General features: G+C 45.1%; 23 protein-coding genes. 7 read left to right on the top strand and 16 right to left on the bottom strand.

Going from position 1 to position 23,579, the window contains the following annotated elements; translation table 11 throughout:
• Nucleotides 1–242: 242 nt before the first annotated feature.
• The 8 genes from pyrI to aspA all read right to left on the bottom strand — a co-directional run bounded on the left by pyrI (nt 243) and on the right by aspA (nt 11,202).
• Complete coding sequence (gene pyrI, locus AB6E52_RS11200) at nt 243–707, bottom strand: aspartate carbamoyltransferase regulatory subunit (protein WP_059021942.1); 465 nt, start codon at nt 705–707, stop codon at nt 243–245.
• Nucleotides 708–722: 15 nt separating this feature from the next.
• The gene (gene pyrB / locus AB6E52_RS11195) at nt 723–1,652 is read right to left on the bottom strand and encodes an aspartate carbamoyltransferase (RefSeq protein WP_004729720.1); all 930 of its coding nucleotides are present in this window, start codon (nt 1,650–1,652) and stop codon (nt 723–725) included.
• Nucleotides 1,653–2,136: 484 nt separating this feature from the next.
• Nucleotides 2,137–3,147, bottom strand: a complete 1,011-nt coding sequence (locus tag AB6E52_RS11190) for an ornithine carbamoyltransferase (protein WP_017063666.1) — start codon at nt 3,145–3,147, stop codon at nt 2,137–2,139.
• A gap of 142 nt (nt 3,148–3,289) precedes the next feature.
• Entirely contained in the window at nt 3,290–4,201 is a 912-nt protein-coding gene (gene arcC / locus AB6E52_RS11185; RefSeq protein ID WP_017062723.1) for a carbamate kinase, read from the bottom strand.
• Nucleotides 4,202–4,274: 73 nt separating this feature from the next.
• Complete coding sequence (gene arcA / locus AB6E52_RS11180) at nt 4,275–5,498, bottom strand: arginine deiminase (protein ID WP_017062724.1); 1,224 nt, start codon at nt 5,496–5,498, stop codon at nt 4,275–4,277.
• Between the two features lie 805 nt (nt 5,499–6,303).
• Entirely contained in the window at nt 6,304–7,752 is a 1,449-nt protein-coding gene (locus AB6E52_RS11175) for a YfcC family protein (protein ID WP_017062726.1), read from the bottom strand.
• 510 nt (nt 7,753–8,262) lie between these two features.
• A complete protein-coding gene (locus AB6E52_RS11170; RefSeq protein ID WP_017061168.1) occupies nt 8,263–9,570 on the bottom strand; it encodes an anaerobic C4-dicarboxylate transporter in 1,308 nt (435 codons plus the stop codon).
• 180 nt (nt 9,571–9,750) lie between these two features.
• Nucleotides 9,751–11,202, bottom strand: coding sequence for an aspartate ammonia-lyase (gene aspA, locus AB6E52_RS11165; RefSeq protein ID WP_019821539.1), 1,452 nt, complete (start codon nt 11,200–11,202; stop codon nt 9,751–9,753).
• Nucleotides 11,203–11,486: 284 nt separating this feature from the next.
• On the opposite strand from aspA, the gene AB6E52_RS11160 reads away from it, so the two are divergent.
• Entirely contained in the window at nt 11,487–12,011 is a 525-nt protein-coding gene (locus AB6E52_RS11160; RefSeq protein WP_012604974.1) for an FxsA family protein, read from the top strand.
• A gap of 160 nt (nt 12,012–12,171) precedes the next feature.
• Here the strand turns inward: AB6E52_RS11160 and trmL are convergent, their stop codons facing one another.
• The 4 genes from trmL to AB6E52_RS11140 form a co-directional block, all read right to left on the bottom strand.
• Nucleotides 12,172–12,651 carry a tRNA (uridine(34)/cytosine(34)/5-carboxymethylaminomethyluridine(34)-2'-O)-methyltransferase TrmL gene (trmL, locus tag AB6E52_RS11155; RefSeq protein WP_009844716.1) on the bottom strand — a complete coding sequence of 160 codons (480 nt, stop codon included), beginning with the start codon at nt 12,649–12,651 and terminating at the stop codon, nt 12,172–12,174.
• Nucleotides 12,652–12,734: 83 nt separating this feature from the next.
• Nucleotides 12,735–13,352 carry a superoxide dismutase gene (locus AB6E52_RS11150; RefSeq protein ID WP_102320305.1) on the bottom strand — a complete coding sequence of 206 codons (618 nt, stop codon included), beginning with the start codon at nt 13,350–13,352 and terminating at the stop codon, nt 12,735–12,737.
• A gap of 76 nt (nt 13,353–13,428) precedes the next feature.
• Nucleotides 13,429–14,808 (bottom strand): envelope stress sensor histidine kinase CpxA, encoded by a 1,380-nt coding sequence (gene cpxA, locus AB6E52_RS11145; RefSeq protein WP_017071178.1) that lies wholly within the window; start codon nt 14,806–14,808, stop codon nt 13,429–13,431.
• Complete coding sequence (locus AB6E52_RS11140) at nt 14,808–15,497, bottom strand: response regulator (RefSeq protein WP_017061163.1); 690 nt, start codon at nt 15,495–15,497, stop codon at nt 14,808–14,810. The genes cpxA and AB6E52_RS11140 overlap by 1 nt, the downstream gene beginning before the upstream one ends.
• A gap of 187 nt (nt 15,498–15,684) precedes the next feature.
• On the opposite strand from AB6E52_RS11140, the gene AB6E52_RS11135 reads away from it, so the two are divergent.
• The 3 genes from AB6E52_RS11135 to pfkA all read left to right on the top strand — a co-directional run bounded on the left by AB6E52_RS11135 (nt 15,685) and on the right by pfkA (nt 18,547).
• Nucleotides 15,685–16,194 (top strand): CpxP family protein, encoded by a 510-nt coding sequence (locus AB6E52_RS11135; protein WP_102320304.1) that lies wholly within the window; start codon nt 15,685–15,687, stop codon nt 16,192–16,194.
• Between the two features lie 164 nt (nt 16,195–16,358).
• A complete protein-coding gene (fieF, locus tag AB6E52_RS11130; protein ID WP_102320314.1) occupies nt 16,359–17,267 on the top strand; it encodes a CDF family cation-efflux transporter FieF in 909 nt (302 codons plus the stop codon).
• 317 nt (nt 17,268–17,584) lie between these two features.
• Nucleotides 17,585–18,547, top strand: coding sequence for a 6-phosphofructokinase (pfkA, locus tag AB6E52_RS11125; RefSeq protein ID WP_017061160.1), 963 nt, complete (start codon nt 17,585–17,587; stop codon nt 18,545–18,547).
• Nucleotides 18,548–18,696: 149 nt separating this feature from the next.
• Here pfkA and tpiA read toward each other — a convergent pair whose 3' ends face one another.
• Nucleotides 18,697–19,479 (bottom strand): triose-phosphate isomerase, encoded by a 783-nt coding sequence (gene tpiA / locus AB6E52_RS11120; RefSeq protein ID WP_372134400.1) that lies wholly within the window; start codon nt 19,477–19,479, stop codon nt 18,697–18,699.
• A gap of 249 nt (nt 19,480–19,728) precedes the next feature.
• On the opposite strand from tpiA, the gene AB6E52_RS11115 reads away from it, so the two are divergent.
• Together AB6E52_RS11115 and AB6E52_RS11110 are read left to right on the top strand one after the other, a co-directional pair.
• Nucleotides 19,729–20,076, top strand: a complete 348-nt coding sequence (locus AB6E52_RS11115) for a 5-carboxymethyl-2-hydroxymuconate Delta-isomerase (RefSeq protein ID WP_017061157.1) — start codon at nt 19,729–19,731, stop codon at nt 20,074–20,076.
• A gap of 45 nt (nt 20,077–20,121) precedes the next feature.
• The gene (locus AB6E52_RS11110) at nt 20,122–20,550 is read left to right on the top strand and encodes a DUF805 domain-containing protein (RefSeq protein WP_017063673.1); all 429 of its coding nucleotides are present in this window, start codon (nt 20,122–20,124) and stop codon (nt 20,548–20,550) included.
• A 61-nt stretch (nt 20,551–20,611) separates the two neighbouring features.
• Here AB6E52_RS11110 and AB6E52_RS11105 read toward each other — a convergent pair whose 3' ends face one another.
• From AB6E52_RS11105 to glpX, 3 genes are all read right to left on the bottom strand, one after another.
• A complete protein-coding gene (locus AB6E52_RS11105; RefSeq protein WP_017061155.1) occupies nt 20,612–20,959 on the bottom strand; it encodes a DUF3135 domain-containing protein in 348 nt (115 codons plus the stop codon).
• A gap of 122 nt (nt 20,960–21,081) precedes the next feature.
• Nucleotides 21,082–21,702 carry a metalloregulator ArsR/SmtB family transcription factor gene (locus tag AB6E52_RS11100; protein ID WP_017063674.1) on the bottom strand — a complete coding sequence of 207 codons (621 nt, stop codon included), beginning with the start codon at nt 21,700–21,702 and terminating at the stop codon, nt 21,082–21,084.
• 198 nt (nt 21,703–21,900) lie between these two features.
• Entirely contained in the window at nt 21,901–22,908 is a 1,008-nt protein-coding gene (gene glpX / locus AB6E52_RS11095; protein WP_017061153.1) for a class II fructose-bisphosphatase, read from the bottom strand.
• Nucleotides 22,909–23,232: 324 nt separating this feature from the next.
• Between glpX and zapB the strand changes: the two genes are divergently transcribed.
• Nucleotides 23,233–23,475 carry a cell division protein ZapB gene (gene zapB, locus AB6E52_RS11090; protein WP_008219652.1) on the top strand — a complete coding sequence of 81 codons (243 nt, stop codon included), beginning with the start codon at nt 23,233–23,235 and terminating at the stop codon, nt 23,473–23,475.
• Nucleotides 23,476–23,579 lie beyond the last annotated feature (104 nt).

The following is a 23,579-nucleotide window of genomic DNA, read 5'->3' as shown; positions in this document are numbered from 1 at the left end:
TAGGGCTTACCGATGAATCCCGAAATAAAGAGGGAAGGTATGCGTGATGTATGATCGTCTATCCATTGAGTCTACCACTAAAGGATAGTTATCTTTTTGAAGGGGATCACCAAATAAAATTCTAGTTAATTGCTTTTATTTTGGAGTTTTATTCTTTTGTTAAATGGATATTTATTCCAAGTTTGGCATAAATATCCATCGGTATTAGGGTGCTTTGGAGACCGTGATAATGGCGCTAAGGGTTAGCGAATTTCACTCATGATCTCGCGAGAGAATACTTTTTCACAGTAGTGACATTTTAGCTGCACGTTTTCCTGTTTTAGCTGCACTTTAAAGCTGCTTTCGACTGGCTCACCGTGCGAAATACAGTTGCTATTCGGGCAAGAGTAGACACTGTTGATTTGGTCTGGCAGCACTAATGTTAGCTTGTTCACCACCTTGTACTCTTCAATCTGATTGACCGTCGCTTGCGGGGCGTACAGAGCCAATTGGTTGGCTTGTTCCTTGGTCAGAAAGATGTTCTCAATCTTGATTAGGTCTTTGTTGCCGAGTGCTGATGATGGCAGGTTTAACCCCATAGTGATGCGCTGTTCTGTTTTATGCAGCTTGAACAGTTTGAGAATTTTAATCCCAAGATGAGCAGGGATGTGGTCAATGACGCTGCCATTACGGATCGCTTCTACTTGTAGCTGAGTTTGTTTAACCATGACTGTATCTCCTGCTTATAAAGTGTCGTTTAGAACTAGGGCTAATAAAGCTTCACGTGCATACACACCGTTTTCAGCTTGTTCGAAGTAGTAAGCGTGTGGCGTTTTATCGACGTCAGTTGTGATTTCGTCGACACGTGGCAGTGGGTGAAGCACCTTCATGTTTTGGCGAGCGTCTTTCAGCGTATCGGCCGTCAGAATGTAAGCCGATTTCATGTGCGCGTATTCTGACGCATCAAAGCGCTCTTTCTGTACGCGAGTCATGTACAGAACATCCAGCTCAGGCACCACTTCTTCAATGCTGCTGTGGGTGCTGTATTGGATCCCCATCTCTTCCAGTTCTTCACAGATGTAATCAGGCATCGCTAACACTTCTGGCGCAATAAAGAAGAAACGTACGTTATTGAATTTTGATAGTGCTTGCGTCAATGAGTGTACGGTGCGGCCATATTTTAGGTCACCAACGAATGCCACATTGAGGTTGTCGAGCGTGCCTTGCGTTTCGTAAATCGAGAATAGATCCAACAAGGTCTGCGTTGGGTGCTGATTGGCACCATCGCCACCATTCACAATTGGCACACCGTTAGAGAACTCAGAGGCTAAACGTGCTGCGCCTTCTTGTGGATGACGCATCACAAAGGCATCAACGTAAGAAGAGATAACTTGCACCGAATCGGCAAGTGTTTCGCCTTTTTTCGCCAATGACGTGTTACCGCCATTATCAAAACCGATGACAGTGCCACCTAGGCGTTGAACTGCGGTTTCAAATGAAAGGCGAGTTCGAGTTGAAGGCTCAAAGAAGCAGCTCGCAACCACCTTATTTTTCAGCAGCTCTGGGTTTGGCTCTGCTTTGAGTCTTGCTGCAGTATCGACGATAAGCTCCAGTTCATCACGAGAGAGCTCTGGAATGGAGATGATGTGCTTGTTAAATAACGAATGCGCCATAACGGGTCTTCCTTTTTCTATGCATACAGTCAAATTGCGGACAAAAAAAAGCCCCCTAAAAATAGGAGGCTTCGAAACGATCAATAGAGCAAAATAAAAATGACACTAACGCCACTCTTTGGCGTGTAGTTTGACAATTATGTGCGACAGAACTGCGGTTCATTTTTTGCTCTCTTTAGACAAATTGCGGAGGATTATACTCAGATAAAAAGGCCATGCAATACTTTCTGTAAAGTATTCATTTAATGGATTTTTATGCGAAATCACGTCCGTTTGTAGCTTCCATTTAAGCCTTTGTCGGAACTGCGAATCTCAGGGTTTTTCAGGTAATAATCTTTTTTAGTACATGAAAAAAAATGCGGGTTTTATCCAAGGTCAAAATCCCAAGAACGCCACCCGCATTTCCCTGTTATTGCACTTAACTTGTCAATGTCTTGCGAACAAGTGAGTGCTTAACTTTTTAACTTCGTAACTTTTTAATTTATTAGCTGCCTAGTGTCGCAACCATGACTGCTTTGATGGTGTGCATGCGGTTTTCTGCTTCATCGAATACGATTGAGTATTCAGACTCAACTACCTCATCTGTCACTTCTACGCCATCTTTAAGTTGCGGATATTCAGCAGCAAGTTGCTTACCGACTGTTGTATCTTCGCCGTGGAAAGCCGGTAGGCAGTGCATGAATTTCACATGTGGGTTGCCTGTTGCTTTGATCATTTCCATGTTCACTTGGTAAGGCATCATTAGGTTGATACGCTCAGCCCATGCTTCTTTCGCTTCGCCCATGGATACCCAAACGTCGGTGTATAGGAAGTCACAACCCTGCACGCCTTCTTGAACATCTTCTGTTAGCGTGATTTTGCCGCCAGTGTGTTCTGCGATTTCACGACATTGAGCTAGTAGCTCTTCTTGTGGCCAGAATTGCTTTGGAGCTACAAGGCGGATGTCCATACCCATTTTCGCAGCGCCAACCATCAGAGAGTTGCCCATGTTGTTACGAGCATCGCCTAGATAAGCAAAGCTGATTTCATGCAGTTGTTTACCACGGCCGTATTCCGTCATGGTTAGGAAGTCAGCCAAGATTTGAGTTGGGTGGAATTCGTCAGTCAGACCATTCCATACAGGTACACCAGCGTAAGCGCCTAGTTCTTCAACGATCTCTTGACCGAAGCCGCGGTATTCAATGCCATCGTACATACGGCCAAGAACGCGAGCGGTATCTTTCATAGATTCTTTGTGGCCAATTTGAGAGCCAGATGGACCTAAGTAAGACACGCGAGCACCTTGGTCGAATGCCGCGACTTCGAATGCACAGCGAGTACGAGTTGAGGTTTTCTCAAAGATAAGTGCAATGTTTTTGCCAGTCAGTGTCGGCTGTTCGTAACCGTTGTACTTCGCTTTTTTTAGCTCCATAGAAAGATCTAACAAGTGTTGAATTTCGCGTGGAGTGAAATCTAGTAGTTTTAGGAAGTTACGATTGCGTAGGTTAAAAGCCATGATGTATTCCTTCTTAGATTTAGGCGCTTTCCTGTTACAGGGAAAGAAAATTCAAGAAAGCGCGATTCAATTTTTGTGTATTAATTTCAGTTCAAACGGTGATTCAGTTTTCTCGCAAGGCTTGAAAAGCTACGCGAGTAGATTAATCTTTGGTGATGTTGGTGCCCGCCAAGCCTTGCAGGATTTGCAAACCATCTTCGAGTGCACCAATACCGACGACTTTGCCGCCTTGCTGAATGAATTCGCACGATGCTTCAATTTTTGGTCCCATAGAGCCTGCATCAAATTCGAATTTCGCCAGTTCACTTGGTGTGGTGCTGCGCAGTGCGTGTTGAGTCGGTTTGCCCCAATCAAGGTAAACAGCGTCCGCGTCGGTCAAAATAAGCAGTGCATCCGCATCCAGTTGTTTCGCTAAGAAAGCCGCTGACATGTCTTTGTCGATAACCGCTTCAACACCCACTAATTTGCCGTTCTCTTTTTTCACTGGGATGCCACCGCCGCCAGTACAAATCACTAGGTGGCCTGCATCGATAAGTTGGGTGATCGCTTCGTGCTCAACAATGCCAGTAGGGCGTGGGCTTGGCACAACGCGACGGAAGTGTTGGCCGTCTGGTTTGACGATCCAGTGGAATTTCTCCGCCAATTCACGCGCTTCCGCTTCTTCGTAGATCGGGCCAATCGGCTTCGTTGGATCGGCGAATGCAGGATCGTTTGGATCAACGGTCATTTGCGTCAACATGCACGAGATGTTGCGGTTAGGTAGATAGTTCTTGAACTCTTGCATCAGCATGTAGCCGATCATGCCTTGAGTCTCACTGCCCAATACATCTAGCGGATACGGGTTTACTTTTTTGTATTCCAAACCTTGCAGAGCCAGTAAACCAACTTGTGGGCCATTACCATGTACTAGAACCACGTTGTACACTTTCGCGATTTCAGAGATGGTTTTAACCGCTGTTTCAATATTACGGCGTTGAACATCGGCTTCTAACGGCTCACCGCGACGAAGTAAGGCATTACCGCCGAGTGCAACAACAACAGTTTGCTTAGTCATAATTGTGTTCTCTCATTTTGGCCAAGCTGAGATTATTTAAGATCATTCAAATTGGCCGTTTTCGTCTTAGTGATTAGATACCATCACGCTCAATTGGGCAGCTCATGCAGCGTGCGCCACCGCGACCGCGGCCAAGTTCATCTCCAGGGATAGGAAGAACTGTGATGCCTGCTTTATCGTATTTTTCATTGGTGTAGGTGTTGCCTTCGTAGCCAATCACAACGCCAGGTTTAACCGTTAGAACGTTGTTTGCATCGTTCCACTGCTCACGTTCTGCATGGAAGTTGTCACCACCGGTCGTGATTAGGTTTAGCTTGTCTACGCCAAGTGCTTTTTCGATAGCTGTTACGAAGTAGCCTTCTTCTTTCACTTTCACTGCGCCAGACTCATCACCAGTTAGGTTCCAGCACTGTACGTCTTTACTCACCACTTCAGGGTAAACAGAGAACGTATCTTCGTTCATGTGCGTCATAACGGTGTCTAAGTGCATGCAAGAGCGGTGTTTTGGTAGCTGCATTGCGATAACTTGTTTCGCTTGACCGTGTTTGAATAGGCTAGATGCTAAGTGCTCAACACCTTGTGCTGTTGTACGCTCAGACATACCGATAAGAACCGTACCGCGACCGATTACAAGAACGTCACCGCCTTCAATCGTTGAGTTGTCGTAGCTGATGTTTTCTTCATCGCCGAAGTACTTAATGAAGTCTTGGCCAGCAAATGTTGGGTGCCAGCGGTAAATAGCGCGAACGTGGTTGGTTTCACGTTGACGAGCAGGTTTCGCCATCGGGTTGATGGATACGCCACCGTATACCCAGCAAGATGTGTCACGAGTAAATAGGTGGTTTGGTAGCGGTTCGATAATGAAGTCGGTTGGTGCGTGCATGCCTTGCATCATTGAAGATGATTTCATTGGCATCTCAGCGTAAGACAGACCACCCGTTAGGATTTTTGCTAGTTCTAGGTTTGGTAAGTCGCCCAAGTAGCAGCGCACATCGTTAGCAAAGGTTTTGCCTAAGCGGTAATCAGAAACTTGATGATTCAAAAGCCAATCTTTCGCTTCTGGCACTGCTAGCGTGTCTGCTAGTAGGTCAGTAAGAAGAAGAACTTCAACACCTTGATCACGCAGCGTTTGAGTAAATGCGTCATGCTCTTTACCAGCACGTTCAACAGCCAGTACGTCATCAAATAGTAAATCGTGACAGTTAGAGGGTGTTAGGTGAGTCAGTGCGCGTCTTGGACGGTGAACTAGAACGCGGCGTAATTGACCTATTTCAGAACCTACATAGAACTTACTCATGATCGTCTCTCTCTTATATATTTGAATTACTTTTATCGCTAAGAGTAATTATTTATTTTCAGTTGAGAAGAATGAATTATTTATTCATATCTCTTGTCTGGAATTAATATTACGCCTGCTAGTCAGGTATTCTTAGAGATCTATCACAAATCGTTTTTTATCCCGCAGCCCTTTAAAATTAAGGGTTTTAACAAACTTTATGCACTTTCAGTTATGAATAATACATTCTAAATAGTTAGCAGTTAGGGAACTTTATGCACGCTTTTTTGACGAAACTTACTAGAATCTAATTTACGAGGGATTATATGCAGAATAGTTTTATTGATAAGAGTGTACTTAGCTTGGAAGTATGCAGTGTTTTTATTTAGATATTTAATTTTGGATGTGGAATTAATTGTTTATTAACAAAGTAAATGCGAATAAAGCTGTTGCGATCACATTTTAAAATCGGCTGTTTAAGTGTGTTTTTTGATAGAAAAGGGCATTAATCCTCGTCTGTTTATTAGGCTATTAATTACTTTAAATATAATTAACGCTAATAAGTGACTAACTATTTGTTTAAACATCATGGTTGAAAATAGAGTGTTATTTCATCAAGAAAATTAGATGTTTAAAAGTAGGATTGATTCTTCTATTGCGAGTGCTTTGAGTTTAGTTGAGCTTGGCTACGAACAGAAGAACCTTGAATATCGCGTGTATGGCTTTGAGGAGCTGTTTCAGTGGCAGAGGGTTACATTGAGAGGGAACAATAAAAAAGCCGCTGTGAGAAGCGGCTTTGGATGAGAAAGGAGTGAAGTGCTGTTAGTTAGATCAGCGCACCAATACTCAGTACAACAATGCAGAACACCATCAATATACCGACTAGTGGCATCACCCATTTAACCCAGCGCACGTAAGGGACACGAGCAATCGCCAAACCACCCATCACCACCGCGGAGGTTGGGGTGATTAGGTTCACCAAGCCAGATGCAGATTGGTACGCAGTGATAACCAAGTCACGACCTACGCCAGCAAAGTCGGCCAGTGGTGCCATGATTGGCATGGTCAGTACCGCTAAGCCAGAGGTCGATGGCACTAAGAACGACAGTAGAATCTCTAAGAAGAACATCACGTTAATGAAGATAACCGAAGAAAGCCCCGTTACCATCTGTTCTGCTGAGAAGAGAATGGTATCGGTGATCATACCGCGGTCCATCACCACTACGATACCACGTGCAATACCTATGATGAGCGCAACGCCAAGTAGGTCGCGGGCACCATCAATGAAGCTGGTGGTAAACTCTTCTTCGCTCATGCGAGCCACAATACCAACGATGATGGTTGCTGCTAAGAACATCGCTGAGATCTCAGCCATCCACCATCCAGCAACGGATACACCATAAATCATTACAGCGAACGAGCCACCAAAAATGGTCAGAATCAGTTTGCGAGTCGCGGTGAATTCAAGTTTTTCGCCGCTCGCATTACCTAAGAAGTGCGCTTTGTTCTCTTCGTATTTGTCGTAGACAATTGATGTTGTTGGATCGGCTTGAACCATTCTTGCGTAACGCATTACGTAGGCAACACAAATACCCCAACCAATAATCAACATCGCAATGCGCAACACGATACCGTCTGTAAATGGAATACCAGAGGCGTTGGCAGCGATCACGGTTGCGAATGGGTTAATCGTTGAACCCAGCACCCCAATACCTGCACCAAGCAGTACGGTCGCAGCGGCAACAAGAGGGTCAAAGCGAGCTGCCATCATTACCGGCACTAGTAATGTATAGAAGGGCAGTGATTCTTCCGCCATGCCGTAGACGGTACCACCTGCGGCAAATAGCGCCATCAGTATTGGTATCATCAACTCTTCTCGCCCTTCTAAGCGGGCGGTGACGCGCTCGATACCGGCATCAATGGCACCCGTTTTGGTTACTAGCCCTAAGAAGCCACCAATGATTAAGATGAACAGCGAAACGTCGATAGCCGCCGCTTCATAGCTATTGTGGTCATAGAAGCCGTCAATAGGCGCGAGCAGTACATCAATCACGCCTTGAGGGTTACCTTCTACCGCTTGATAGGTTCCGGTTACGGGTACTTCTCGGCCTAGCTCTTCATTCATTGCACGGTCGTATTGGCCTGCTGGAACAATCCAGGTAAGCAGTGCGACGAACGCAATCAGAATAAATAGAATGGTGTAGGCAGAAGGGAATTTAAAGTTGGCAAAGAAGCCGCCCTTTTTTTTCTCGCTTGGTATCGTTTGAGTTGTCATGGCTATCTCCTTACATCATCTTAAATAGAAGTGATGTGAATTAGCGACTAATGATTTATAGATTGTAAATACACGGACACTTATAAAGCACTCAACGATATAAAGTTGCTGACTTTAAATTAAGGTTGTTTTTATATTTACTAATCCAAATGAAGTTAGATTTAATTTAGCTGCGGTTATTTTATTCCTTACTCCGGTATTTAAGTTTGGTGCTGTTCACAAAAATAATGGCTAATAAAAGGGCTAAAAAATGGCAGAAAATCGTCAAGGTTTTTTGGTTAGTTAGCTTGGATTAATATTCGTTGTGGATTAACTGGAAGTGGAAGGAGATTGATTTGGTAGGTGTTGTTTATGATTAGGCAGAATAATCTTGGAATTTTATTCAAACTTTATTTTTAGGCGGTTTTTAAAGTTTATAATGGTTATTTGATGCGTATCAAATAACACATTGAGCAGAAAACAAAAAAGGAAGCCGAAGCTTCCTTTTAAATGTTCAATCACCAGCGAATGTTAGATAAACAGACCGCCGAATGCGAAGCCGAGTGCTACCGCAGTACTGATTGTTACCACACCTGGAATGAAGAATGGGTGGTTGAATACGTAGTTACCGATACGCGTTGAGCCTGTGTCATCCATCTCAACCGCTGCTAGTAGCGTAGGGTAAGTTGGAAGTACGAACAGCGCACTTACCGCAGCAAAAGAAGCAACGGCTGTTAGTGGTGCTACGCCAATCGCTAGTGCTGCAGGCATCAGTGCAACTGTTGTTGCGCCTTGAGAGTAAAGCAGCATAGAAGCGAAGAACAGAACAAGAGCCAGCATCCATGGGTAGTCAGCCAGTAGAGCGCCTGCTACGTCTTTGATTTCAGCAACGTGTGCGTTTACAAACGTTGAACCTAACCAAGCCACACCAAGTACACATACACATGCCGTCATACCAGAACGGAACGTTGGTGCTGAAGAAATCTTCGCTGCATCAATCTTAGTGAACATCACGATAGCCGCTGCTGCTGCCAGCATTACAGACATGATCGCTTCGTTACGACCTAGCGCCGGGTTTTCAATTAGGCCAACAGAGCTAGAGATAGCCGCTGCGTAACAAACCACGAAACCAATTGCAGCTAGGAAGATGTACGTTGCTTTCTTCGCTGTAGGTAGAATTTCGCGTTTCTCTTCTGTTGCTAGCTTGATTAGACCTTTCTCTAGACGTTCTTGATAAACAGGATCGTCTTTCAATTCGCTACCCATGTAGTTAGCAACAACCGCACCAACCATACAAGCGATGAAGGTTGTTGGGATACAAACCATCAATAGCGTTAGGTAATCAACACCAAATGGTGCCAACATTGCTGCGAAAGCCACAACTGCAGCCGAGATTGGCGAAGCTGTGATAGCAATTTGAGAAGCGACAACTGCGATAGACAGTGGACGAGAAGGACGAACACCTTGGCCTTTCGCTACTTCTGCAATAACAGGAAGCGTAGAGAATGCTGTGTGACCAGTACCCGCCATTAATGTCATTACAAAGGTCACAATCGGCGCGTAAAAGGTGATGCGTTCAGGGTGTTTACGCAAAAAGTTTTCGGCAATTTGTACCAACCAGTCCATACCGCCAGCAACTTGCATTGCAGCAATTGCGGTGATAACTGACATGATGATCAAGATTACGTCGATCGGGATGAAAGATTGGCTTGTTGGAACGCCAAGAATAAGTGAAAGGGCAATAACACCAGCACCACCGGCAAAACCAATACCGATACCGCCAATTCTGGCCCCCAAAAAGATAAAGAGCAGGACGACAAACAGTTCTACTGCAATCATAAGTAACACCTCATTTAGATTTTATTATGTGAACATTCGCCGCTGGAATGTTCACATAATAGTTCTATGGTTTAGATTCAATTTGGCAAAAGCGCAACCAACGGAAATCCACAAAATAATCATGGTTAACCGTATTGGAGCCTAAAAAAGGGCTCCGTTTGGAACCCTTTCTCGCTAACTTTATTCGTAGCGCTTCGCTTTATACTGAGGATGCATCAAATTTTCAACAGAGAAAATGTCATCAAGTTCTTCTTCGGTTAATAAACCGCGCTCTAGAACCACATCACGAACGCTCTTACCTGTCTCAGCACAGATCTTACCAACAATGTCACCCTCGTGGTGGCCAATGTATGGGTTTAGGTAAGTGACGATACCGATAGAGTTAAATACGTGTGATTCACATACTTCTTTGTTCACCGTAATGCCGTCTACACACTTGTCGCGTAGGTTCACACAAGCGTTTGTTAGGATGTCTAGAGACTCAAACATGCTTTGTGCAATAACAGGTTCCATTACGTTCAGTTGAAGTTGACCACCTTCCGCAGCGAAAGAAACCGTGTTGTCGTTACCTAGAACTTTGAAGCAAACTTGGTTTACTACTTCAGGTACAACTGGGTTTACTTTAGCAGGCATGATTGAAGAACCTGCTTGCAGTTCAGGTAGGTTTAGCTCGTTCAAACCAGTACGTGGACCTGAAGAAAGTAGACGCAAGTCGTTACAGATCTTAGATAGCTTAACTGCTAGACGCTTAAGTGCGCCGTGCGTCATTACGTATGCGCCACAGTCAGACGTTGCTTCGATTAAATCTTCAGCCGCTACACACTCTAGGCCTGTTACTTCTGCTAGGTGTTTCACTGCTAGGCCTTGGTAACCCGGTGCTGCGTTCAGACCTGTACCGATAGCCGTTGCGCCTAGGTTTACTTCAAGCAGTAGTTTTGAAGTGTATTCTAGGTTTTTGATTTCTTCATTGATGGTTACAGCCCAAGCGTGGAACTCTTGGCCAACCGTCATTGGAACTGCGTCTTGAAGCTGAGTACGACCCATCTTCAAAATCGTGTTGAATTCTTGGCTCTTAAGCTCGAATGCACCTTTTAGGTATTCGATCGCATCAATCAGTTTACGAACGCTGTTGTAAACAGAGATACGGAAGCCAGTTGGGTAAGCACAGTTTGTAGATTGGCTGCGGTTTACATGGTCGTTCGGGTTGATGAACTCGTATTGACCTTTTTCTTTGCCCATAAGTTCAAGAGCCACGTTCGCAACAACTTCGTTTGCGTTCATGTTTACAGAAGTACCAGCACCACCTTGGAAAACGTCCGATGGGAACTGATCCATGCACTTACCCGTGTCTAGAATTAGGTCACAAGCTTGGATGATGTATTTAGCCACTTCGCTTGGAATTACACCTAACTCTTTGTTTGCTAAAGCCGCCGCTTTCTTAGTCATCACCATACCGCGAACGAATTCAGGTACATCTGAGATCGTTACATTTGAGATGTTGAAGTTTTCAACTGCGCGTAGAGTGTGGATGCCGTAGTAAGCATCAGCCGGAACATGACGTTGACCTAATAGATCTTCTTCGAGACGAGTAGCTTGAGGAGCTTCAACTTGAGCTTCTGATTGAGTAGCCATAACAGGATCCTTAGAGAATTATTCTGATTATATAGTTAGTTATTAGCCTATTCTGTGTGCAAATACTCCGTTCGCTAGAATATTGGGCTGATAAATCCGTCCTGACTTATGTGGCACATGATACTGTACTTAGCGCATAAAAATATTAAGTGGATCACCTTTTTCGGTTTTGTTTCGTCAATATTTTGCAAAGTTATTCTTGGTCAATAAACACGCTTATTTACAGGATAAATTTGAGATTGTTAGGGCTTTCAGCGTAAACTGCAAGTAACAAAGGAGGGCGTGTGTTTCCTATCTTATTATTACTATTTATCTTCGTACCCATCATTGAGATTGGGCTATTTATTCAAGTTGGTGGCTTCTTAGGATTGTGGCCAACTATAGCGTTGGTTCTGATCACTGCATTTGTGGGTGCATCGCTGGTTCGTAGCCAAGGCATTCAGACACTTATGTCTGTGCAAGGTCGTTTGCAACAAGGCGAAATGCCAGCACAACAGATTCTTGAAGGCGTGATGCTTGCAGTTGCCGGTGTATTGCTGCTGACTCCGGGTTTTATGACGGACGCACTCGGTATGTTGGTATTATTGCCAGCACCAAGAGCGATGATTGCCAAGAAAATGATGGAAAAAATGGTGGTGACCAACATGTCTGGTGGTTTCCATGCCGGTGGACAAGCTGGTTTTGGCCAGAGCCCATTTGGACAAGACCCATTCAATCGCGATCCATCTGACCAATCAAAAGACGGCAACACCTTTGAAGGTGAGTTTGAGAAGAAAGACGACGACAACGATCGTAACCGCTTAAACTAATTAATTTTTTCTCTCTTTATATAGAGGGAAAACAGAAAAGGCTCTTACCTTTATCCTTCGCAGAAAGTGATAATGGTAAGAGCCTTTTTTATTGTCTTTCGCTAGCTGTTACTTACTGTTTACTATCGATAACAGATAAAAGATAAGCTTGAGTGTTCGGTTATACCGCGCCTTCAAAGCCCATTTGTCGCCATGCTTCAAAAGCAATGATTGCCACTGCGTTAGACAGGTTGAGGCTGCGTGCGTCTGGCATCATTGGAATACGAATACGTTGCTCCATTGGCATGCTTTCAATGAACTCAGCAGGCAGGCCGCGAGTCTCAGGGCCAAACATCAGCACATCGCCTTGTTGGAATTTCGCATCAACGTGGTGGCCTGTCGTTTTTGTGGTGCAAGCAAAGATGCGGAAATCACCCTCACGTTCATTCTCTAGATACTCAAGGAAAGCTTCTAGGTTCTTGTGACGCTTAACTCGCGCAAGGTCATGGTAATCCAATCCAGCACGACGAACCTTCTTCTCTTCAAAATCAAAGCCAAGCGGTTCAATCAGGTGCAGATTTGCGCCGCAGTTAGCACATAGGCGGATGATGTTACCCGTATTGGGTGCAATTTCTGGTTCGTATAGAGCGATATCAAACATGTTGGTTCACAAGAGTAATCAAAGATAGCCCGAGTATACGGTGGCAAGCTGAGTGAGTACAGTTCGCCACCGTCACCATTCGCTTACGCTTGGTTCGTTAGTGCTTGCGCGTAGTTTTCAGATACGGCATTCCAATTCACCACATTCCACCATGCATTGATGTAATCAGGACGACGGTTTTGGTAGCTGATGTAGTAGGCGTGTTCCCAAACATCGAGCGCGAGAATCGGTTCGCCATCACTCGCCACGGTATCCATCCACGGATTATCTTGGTTCGAGGTTGAGATGATCTTCAGCTGCCCTTGCTCTACCACTAGCCAAGCAAAGCCGGAGCCAAAGGTATTGATCGCCGCTTGGGCGAACTGATCTTGGAATGTCTCGAAATCACCGAAGGTACTCTTGATAGCCTCACCAAGCTCGCCCGTAGGTTCACCACCACCGTCTTGCGACATGCAATTCCAATACAAGATGTGATTGTAGTAGCCACCACCATTGTTACGCACGTCAGGGCTGTGCTGAGATATGTTGGCAAAGATCTCGGTCAGAGATTGCTGTTCTAGCTCGCTGCCAGACACCGCCGCAACAAACTTATCGTAGTAGGTTCTATGGTGCTTGCTGTAATGCACTTCCATTGTCTTAGCGTCAATGTAAGGCTCTAGGGCATCGTAAGCGTAGGGTAAAGCAGGGAAAGTGTGCGACATGGTAAATCCTCCTTAATTAGAGGATTTACCATAATGATAATAACAATCATTATCAACTGTGATCTTTGTGGGGGTATTACACCGGTAAGATAGGCAGCGTGATTTCGAGTTGTAATCCACCGAGCTGGCTGCGGGTTGCGGTGATGGTTCCGCTGTGTTGGCGAATCGCACTTTCAGTAATGGTTAATCCAAGCCCTGTGCCGCCAGAGTTTCTGTCACGCGCTGTTGAGACACGGTAGAAAGGTCTGAAGATAGAATCGAGTTCATCCTCTGGAACACCATCACCATTATCATTGACGCAAATTGTTAGCTGATCTTGAACCACATGGAACTGTACATCCACTTGGTCTTTACCGTAGTAGATGGCATTGCGTGTAATGTTGTCTAGCGCACTCATCAGCAGTTTAGGGTTCCCCGAAATAGAGCGTTCTGGGATCTCCGAGAACGTCAGTTGTTTGCCCATCTGTTCGGCTTCAAACTCTGCGTCTTTTAAGATCTCTTCCCATAGGCTCGAGATAGGCTGAACCTCACGAGTAATATGGCTGTCGACCTGCATACGAGATAGCGTTAGCAGCTCACTGATCATCTGTTCCAAACGCTGTGCTTCGGTATCAATGCGTTCTAACTCTTGGCTCTCGCCTTGTTTACGAATCGCCAGTGCATTGGCCATGCGAAGACGTGTCAGTGGCGAGCGGAGCTCGTGTGAGATATCAGAGAGCAGGCGTTGTTGCCCCGAAATCATCTGGTTTACCGCTTCTACCATCTGGTTAAAGCTTTCACCAGCTTGTCTGAACTCTGAAGTACCTTTTTCGAGTGTTGGATCGACCTCGAATTGACCTTTCGCCACGCGTTGTGCCGCGCGTTCTAGCCTGCGAGCGGGTTGACTCAGTGCCCAAGCTAACCAAAGTAATAGCGGGGTACTCGCCAACATCACGGCAAGCAATAGCTGCAGAGGTCTATCAAACAGGCGCAGTAAGAATGGCGGTGGTTGGTTCCACTTCACTCCGGCATACATCAGCAACTCTTCACCAGCGAGAGTAATTGGCACTGGCCCTGCGACCATGTAGTGTCCGTACAGTTTTTGTTTCGGCACTTCAGGGTTATCTATCGAGGTAACAAAGTTACGAATCGCCTTTAGCTTATAGTCTGAATGCCTTTTCGAGGTAAGGACTGCGCCCTCAAGATCGGTCAGGTAGATGCGAGCTCTAGAATCCTTGCGGCTGCGTGGTGCCTCCAGTTGGAAGACAATCTTGCCCAGATTAGGTTCTTTGGCGTAGCGTTTCTCTGTGATTTTAGCGATACGCTCGAGTTTATCGAGGTGATCTGCGGGCACATCTCGCGCGACTCGAGGGTCTAAATGGGGAAGTGACAGCACCGACAAAAGCACCAGTAACATGGTGAACCAAAAGATAGCAAAGATACGTCCATATAAGCTGGTGATTTTAGGTATACGCATTAATCTTCCTCTACCAATAAGTAGCCACGGCCTCGTAAGGTTTTGATGCGTGATTTGCCGTCAGTGCGCTCAGGAATCTTCTTACGTAGATTAGAGATGTGCATGTCTATCGCGCGGTCAAACGCTGCGAGCCTTTTACCCAGCACATCCAAACTCAATGCTTCTTTGGTGATCACTTGCCCTGGGTTTTGGATAAGGTGACTCAGTAGGGCGAACTCGGTTGTGGTGAGGTCGATGAGCTCCCCATTGCAGTAGGCTTCTTGTTTGCCAGGGAAGACTTCGATGTCTTGATATTGAACTCTATCACTGGCCGCCTTAGGTGCGGTGTTGGTTTGAGTACGACGCAAGATAGCTCGAATACGAGCTAACAACTCTCGGTCACTGAAAGGTTTAGGCAGGTAATCATCCGCGCCAAGTTCAAGACCAATCACACGGTCGATCTCTTCGCCTTTTGCGGTCAGCATCAGCACTGGTGTTTCCCAATTTTCTCTCAGTTTCTTTAGTGTTTCCATGCCATTAAGACGCGGCATCATCACATCCAAAAGAATCAGGTCAATCTCATCATTGATAGCTTCCAGCCCTGCATAGCCATCATTGGCTTCGGAAACAGTGAAGCCCTCAAAGCTCAGAATGTCTTTGAGTAAGCTGGTTAACTCGGTGTCGTCATCAATAAGAAGAATGTTCGCCATTGGGAAGCCTTAATCGGTTATCTACTATTTACAGGTTAATAATACTGCTAATTATTCGTCAACTTTCACTCTTTACGATTCTTTACGCTTTCTAAACGTCACTTTACGAGGGAAAGACTAATCTATATCTAAGCGCTGAGAAACAGACGCAACACATGACTTATTATACCGAATTGAGGCAACAATTATGAAAATGACTAAGAAACTTGTACTAGCAGCTGCGGCACTTCCACTAATGTTAGGTACAGCAAGCGCGTATGCTTACGGTGGTGGTGATAAAGGTGACCACAAAGGTATGCACGACAAGTGTGGCGGTTTCGATAAAAAAGTAATGCGCCAACTAGACCTAACCGACGCTCAAAAAGAACAGTTAAAAGAGATGCGTGAAGCAGACCGTGCTGAGATGAAAGCAAAGCGCGGTGCAAACAAAACGGCAAAAATGGCGCAAATGAAAGCGCATCACGAAAAGGTTCAAGCATTGGTACTTGCTGACAACTTTGACGAAGCAGCAGCAAACGACCTAGCAAGCCAAATGGTTGAGAAGCAAACTGAGCGTCGCGTAGCAATGCTTAAGAAGCAACACGAAATGATGAGCGTACTAACGGCTGAGCAAAAGACTCAACTGAAAGAAATCCAACAAGAGCGCATGACTAAGTGTGCTGACAAAATGGAAAAACGCATGAACAAAGACAAGTAATTCATTGCTTGAAAAATCAGCGTTGAATGAAAGTGTTTAGAAAGAAGCGGCCGAGTGCCGCTTTTTTTGATCCTTAAAAATGAATGTTTTACATCATAGCTGTCATATTCAATTGGTTGTTTGCAGGTTATACTTTGTGCTATCAGTCACTTTATAGCCAAGTTATGAAACAAGAATACGCACGTTTAGTTACGCTCGCCGCTTGGGCAGCCACAACCATCGCCACTATTTTATTGATAGTGAAAGTCGCAGCTTGGTGGGTGACAGGTTCCGTGAGTCTGCTGGCTTCCGTCGTGGATTCAATGCTGGATATCGCGGCCTCTGTCGTTAACCTTATCGTGGTTCGTTACTCTCTGCAGCCTGCCGACAAAGAGCACACCTTTGGTCATGGTAAGGCTGAATCTCTAGCTGCATTAGCGCAGGCAATGTTTATTTCAGGCTCTGCATGTTTCCTTATTCTCAATGGTATTGAGCGCTTCTTCCGACCTCATGAACTGAATTCTCCAGAGATTGGTATCTATGTCAGCTTATTTGCGATGGTGATGACCTTCGGTTTGGTTCGATTCCAAAAGCATGTGGTCAACAAAACAGGCAGCCAAGCTATTGCGGCCGACTCTCTGCACTATCAATCAGACCTTTATATGAACGCCGCGATTATGCTGGCACTGGCATTGAGTTGGCTTGGGCTTGGCCAAGCGGACTCTGTATTTGCGGTGGGTATAGGTATCTACATTCTGTACAGCGCTTATCAAATGGCGATGGAAGCGGTTCAGTCTCTGCTTGATCATAAGCTGCCAGATGATGAGCTGAAACAGATTAAAGAGACATCATTGAGCGTGGAAGGCGTGTTGGGTGTGCATCAATTACGAACACGTCGTTCGGGGCCAATTCGCTTCATTCAACTGCATCTAGAATTGGAAGATAATATCCCACTTATTGAAGCGCATCGCATTTCTGACGAAGTAGAGGCTAAGCTTATCTCCGTGTTCCCTGATGCTGATGTATTAATTCACCAAGACCCGTATTCGGTCGTATTTGGACCAGAGAAGCAGCAGAAATTCCACTCGTGGTAATGCGTGCTAAAGATCAGCGGGCAAATGGTAAGTGGGTGGCTTTTGAACTAAAGTGAGTAAAAATTACTAACTGTTAGGTGATTCAAAAACCACCTTAGTAACAATTAATGTTGATTCTGATGTGAATCAACAAAGTTATTGAGTAAAACTGTAATACTCTTACAGAAGTAGAAATGTTACATAATTTTACGCGATTTGAGTGCTATTCCTGTTGAGGAAATGTAACATAACGCACAAATATAGATTTAAAATCTTGTTGATATACAATCAGCAAGAACAAGAATTGAATAATAGATTCCCAAAAATCGAGGGTGAGCATGATTAAGAAGATCGGTGTTTTGACCAGTGGTGGTGACGCTCCAGGTATGAACGCAGCAGTTCGCGGCGTTGTTCGTACTGCGTTATCAGTTGGCATTGAAGTTTACGGTATTTACGATGGCTACCAAGGCCTTGTTGAAGACCGTATCGAAAAGCTTGACCGTTCAAGCGTATCTGACGTGATCAACCGTGGTGGTACTTTCTTAGGTTCTGCACGTTTCCCTGAATTTAAAGACGTTGCTGTTCGTGAGAAAGGCATTGAGAACCTTAAGAAGCACGGTATCGAAGCACTTGTTGTTATCGGTGGTGACGGTTCTTACATGGGTGCTAAGAAGCTGACTGAAATGGGTTACCCATGTATCGGTCTTCCAGGCACAATCGATAACGATATCGCGGGTACTGACTACACAATCGGTTACCTAACAGCGCTTAACACTGTTATTGATTCAATTGACCGTCTACGTGACACGTCTTCTTCTCACCAACGTATTTCTATTGTTGAAATCATGGGCCGTCACTGTGGTGACCTTACGCTTATGTCAGCAATCGCGGGTGGTTGTGAGTACATCATTACTCCAGAGACTGGCCTAGATAAAGAACAGCTTATCAGCAACATCCAAGATGGTATTGCGAAAGGTAAGAAGCACGCAATCATCGCTCTAACTGAGCTAATGATGGATGCTAACGAACTGGCTAAAGAGATCGAATCTTCAACAGGTCGTGAAACTCGTGCAACGGTTCTTGGTCACATCCAACGTGGTGGTCGTCCTACTGCATTTGACCGTGTATTGGCTTCTCGTATGGGTAACTACGCTGTTCACCTTCTTCAAGAAGGTCACGGTGGTCGTTGTGTTGGTATCGAGAAAGAAGAACTTGTTCACCACGACATCATCGATTGTATCGAGAACATGCAGAACCCAGACCGTTCTGAGCTGTTCCGCGTTGCAGAAGAGTTGTTCTAAGCCACGCTTAGCGTTCGCTTAAAGAATTTAAAAACCGCTGATTATTCAGCGGTTTTTTTGTGCCTGCCGTTTGGGTTTCAGAAACGACAGGTAATAAAAAAGGCCAACCTAAGTTGACCTTTCATCTAATCTAAACGGTGAGGTTTAAATTAAGCTTTTGCTTCAGCTGCTGCTTCAGCTGCTGCTTTAGCGATAGCTGCGAAGCTTTTCGCGTCTAGAGCTGCGCCGCCAACTAGAGCACCGTCGATGTCTGGTTGTGCGAAGTAAGCTGCTGCGTTTTCTGGCTTAACAGAACCGCCGTATTGGATAACAACTTTCTTAGCAACTTCTTCAGATTTCTCTGCGATGTGTGCACGGATTTGAGCGTGGATGCGTTGTGCATCTTCAGCTGTAGCTGCTTTACCAGTACCGATAGCCCAGATTGGTTCGTAAGCGATGATAGCGCCTTCAAGAGCTTCAACACCTTGAGTGTTGATAACAGCGTCAAGTTGACGAGCACATACTGCAACAGTTTCGCCTGCTTCGTTTTGTGCTTCAGATTCACCGATACAAAGAACTGGAGTTAGGCCGTTCTCTTTTAGGAATGCGAATTTCTTAGCTACGAACTCATCTGATTCGTTGTGGTATTCACGACGCTCAGAGTGACCGATGATGATGTGAGATGCGCCGAACTCTTTAAGCATTGCTGGAGACATGTCGCCAGTGAATGCACCGCTGTTGTTTAGGTCAGAGTTTTGAGCACCTAGGATGATCGCGCTGCCCGCTTCAGTAAGCGTACGCTCTGCTAGATCAACGAAAAGTGCTGGTGGAGCAACTGCTACGTCTACGCCTGTTACGCCTTCAAGTTCAGCGTTAAGACCGTTTAGTAGATCAACAACCATTTCTTTGCTGCCGTTTAGTTTCCAGTTACCCATAACTACAGGATGACGCATAGGAATATCTCCAAAGTATTTAAATAAATCGAATGTAAAAAAGTAAACTTTATTACGAAATAATATAACAGATTAATATCAACAGATCATGACTGTGGTCATGACTTTCTTGGATCTTACTCAATGGTCAGAGTAGATTTTGAGCATATATCAGTGATCCGGCAGACAGAATAATAGCTAACTTCTCGGATTTTTCATCGTTAGTTGTTATTAAGGGACAAACGATTGCGTTAACAACAGGAAGTAACAATGCCGAATCTAGTTCTAGAGTACTCCAATTCAGTGGATGAGCGAGTAAATATCCAAGGCTTACTGGAAGATCTCCACCAAGTCGCTCTCACATGTGGCTTGTTTGATGTGCCATCAGTGAAATCTCGTTCACTGCGTTGCCATAATTGGTTGGTCGGTGATGAGGAAGATAGTGTAGACTTTATTCATATCAGCTTTGAGTTACTTTCGGGACGAACGGAAGAGCAAAAGCGAGAATTGTCACGATCGTTAATGCAGATCCTGCAAGAACAAGCGAGTCATGTAAGAAGCTTAACGGTGAATATTCGTGATATGGATAAAAGTTGCTTTCAAAAAGTAATAAACTAACCATTGCTGCTGACTTTTAGCGGCGTATAAATTTGAGTATTTAAGATGTCGATGAAAGAATTACTGCTCTCTTTCAAGGGGAGAATTGGTCGTAAGACTTACTGGATTTGGAATGTTTTCTACTACATAGCGATTACCGGTTTTGCTTCAGGTATCTCTGTGTTGTTCCCTGCTTACTCTTATATCCTGCTACCAATCATCCTATTGATGCTTGTGATCCCAGACCTTGCGGTAACCGCTAAGCGCTGGCACGACCGCAATAAGTCTAATTACTGGCTACTATTGAATGTGCCATTAGTATTGGGTCGTTTAGCTTCGCCAATGGTTGCAACGACGACAGAGCCGGTATCGCCAATTCATATGGCGGCAACCGTCGCGGCATTAGTGTGTGGTTTCTGGATTCTGATTGAGTGTGGTTTGTTGAAAGGTACAGAAGGCCGTAATGACTACGGCGAAGACCCATGTAAATATTGAACAGCGAACCAATAAGAAGGGGGCATTACGCTCCCTTTTTCTTTTTAGTGCTTTGCTAATTTCAGTACATTTTAGGTTCGGTATTCGGCTTAAAAGGCACGACATTTTCAGGCAGAGATTCTTCAAAGCCGCAGCGCCCTTCGAGTGCATCTTGGAACTTACAGACCTGACAGCGCAGCTCTTGCATGAGTACGACATTGGCGTGGTGTGGGTTTTTACAACGGCTAACCACTAAGTCGATGTGACTTTGCTGCGCACGAAGTCGGTCTTGCATCACGTCTGAAGCCGAACAAATCATCTGTTCGCACATCTCGTGTTTGAATTGATTGAATGCTTTCGGGTCGCTTTTCGCGAGTTGGACAAGTTCATCAAAGGGTGGCAGTTTTTGAGCGGGTTGTGGATGCGCCATCATTCCTTCCTTAGCATTAAGCGTGTTTCATATGCTCTAAGCTTAAGAAAGAAATCTGTACAAATTTTAATCTATTTGTATTTTCTCAATATTGAGACGGTATTAGCCGATTACCTTTGCAATCAAAGGGCGGGTGTTAAGGTGTAAGTGCAGCGTCGTTCGCCAGCAATGATGTGCTCTGTACGGCTCACGTGACACTCATCTTTTAGTAACTCAGTAAACACGTTGAGCTCAGATTGGCACAGGCTAGGGCAGCGAGTTGCAGCCTTACAGATAGGGCAGTGGTTCTCAATCAAGATGTAGTGATCATCATGTTCTTGAAGCTCAGCCATGTAGCCTTCGTCTTCACGAAGCTGGGTGAGTTTTTTAAGCTTGCTGATGAGTGAATCACAGCCAGACAGCGCAGTTTGATACTGCTTAAGAGTGTGTTGTTCACGCTCGGCAGCAACCTTAGCCAGCCCTTCTTTACCAAATAGATTCTCGACAGCATCAATCACTTGAATGGTGAGTTCACCATGTCGGTCTGAAAATTGGTTATGACCTTGTTGAGTCAGGGACCAGTGGCGAGTCGGGCGACCCACTTTCACTTTCACATCATGAAACGCAAGAATACCGTCATCTTCCAGGCTTTGCAGATGTTGCCTTGCCCCCATTGTCGTCATGCCAAATTCTTCTGACAGTTGTTTCGCGGTTACCGCGCCTTGACGCTTAATGGTCTGTAAGATTCTGTCGCTTGTTTTCATACTATCCCTACCTAATGAACCTTACTATTATGAGGCAAGGTGTTTATAAAGCAAACCATTTACTATATTGATGATAATTTACTCTATAGATAGTGTTTTACTCTATTGGCTGCCATGGTCAGATTCTGGTGCGCTAATAAAACAAAAGGCTGATACTAGGTATCAGCCTTGGAATATTCTGTTTCACCGAATTTAGGCTTACAGGATATGACCTACTACTTCTGGATCTTTACGCTCTAGGTAGTGGATAGATTTGATGCGGCGAATTGTACGGCAGCGGCCACGGATAAGCAGGGTTTCTGTGGTTGCGATATTACCTTGACGAGAAATACCTTCTAGCAAGTCACCCTTAGTGATGCCTGTTGCTGAGAATACAACGTTGTCGCTGCGTGCCATGTCTTCCATCTTCAATACGATACCCGCCGTTACGCCCATTTCTGCGCAGCGCTCAAGTTCAAGTTCACCGTGCTTGCGGTTCTCTTCTGTGTCGCCTTTCACTTCGTGGCGAGGTAGAAGACGACCGTGCATGTCGCCGTCGAGTGCGCGAATTACCGCCGCCGAGACCACACCTTCAGGTGCGCCGCCGATGCAGTACATGACGTCTACTTCACTGTCTGGCATACAGGTTAAGATAGAAGCCGCAACATCACCGTCTGGCACAGCAAATACACGAACGCCCATTGCTTGCATGTCGGCGATGACTTGATCATGACGAGGCTTAGCAAGCGTGGTTACGACTAGAGTATCAAGTGTTTTACCTAGTGCTTTAGCGATGTTTTCTAGGTTTTCTGTTAGTGGCAGTTCTAGGTCAATCACGCCTTTAGCGCCAGGGCCAACAACCAACTTTTCCATGTACATATCAGGCGCTTTAAGGAAGCTGCCTTTTTCGCCCGCAGCCAATACAGCCAATGCATTTGATTGGCCCATTGCTGTCATGCGTGTCCCTTCAATTGGGTCAACTGCGATGTCGACAGCGTCGCCGCCCACACCTACGTTTTCGCCGATGTATAGCATAGGTGCATCATCGATTTCACCTTCGCCGATAACAATCTCACCGCTAATTTCGGTTTTGTTTAATAGGCTACGCATTACTTCTACAGCAGCGCCATCTGCAGCGTTTTTATCGCCACGGCCAAGCCACTTGTAACCAGCTAGTGCTGCACCTTCTGTGACACGAGAGAATGACATTGCTAAATCGCGTTTCATGCGGACTCCAAAATTTTCAAAGGGGGAATAGAAATTTCGCGGCGAATTTTACCATATCCAAAAGGAAACGTTTGCCTTTTTGTTTTTTGGAGATTGCTCTCGATCAATTCGCAGTGGAAAACAGTTATTATTCATCAAAATAATCGGTTTGCCGTTGTGGCGGTAATCGTTCACGTCAATATTCGGTAAAAAGTGCTGTTTTTTTCATCGAATGGCGCAAAATATCGAATATATTGAGTGTTTATCCTTGCTCTGCTGAGTAGAATGGAGAAATAAGTGGAGTGAACCTTCACCATCAAACGGATAACTTAAAGGTAGGCCAGAATGTCTTTTGAAGTACTAGAGCAGCTAGAAGCAAAAATTCAAACAGCAGTAGATACAATTGCACTTCTTCAAATGGAAGTGGAAGAGCTTAAAGAAGAGAAACAAGCACTAGCAACAGAAGCTGGTGAGCTTAAAGCAAGCCGTCACGAGCTAGAGCAAAAAACTCAGCAAATGCAGGAAGAGCATTCAGCATGGCAAGATCGCATCCGTAACCTTCTTGGTAAAATGGATGAAGTAGAGTAATCGACTCTTCAGATTTAAAAAAACGCCCGCTACTCAGTAGCGGGCGTTTTTGTTGTGCGCCGAGCATGGCGTTGATCTAGGAGGTGAAAGTCCTCTACGGGCTC

Source organism: Vibrio sp. 10N.247.311.13, from assembly GCF_041467595.1.
GTDB classification, from domain to species: domain Bacteria; phylum Pseudomonadota; class Gammaproteobacteria; order Enterobacterales; family Vibrionaceae; genus Vibrio; species Vibrio crassostreae_C.
The sequence above is the reverse complement of the archived record's forward strand: the minus strand, read 5'-3'. Positions and strand labels throughout refer to the sequence as shown.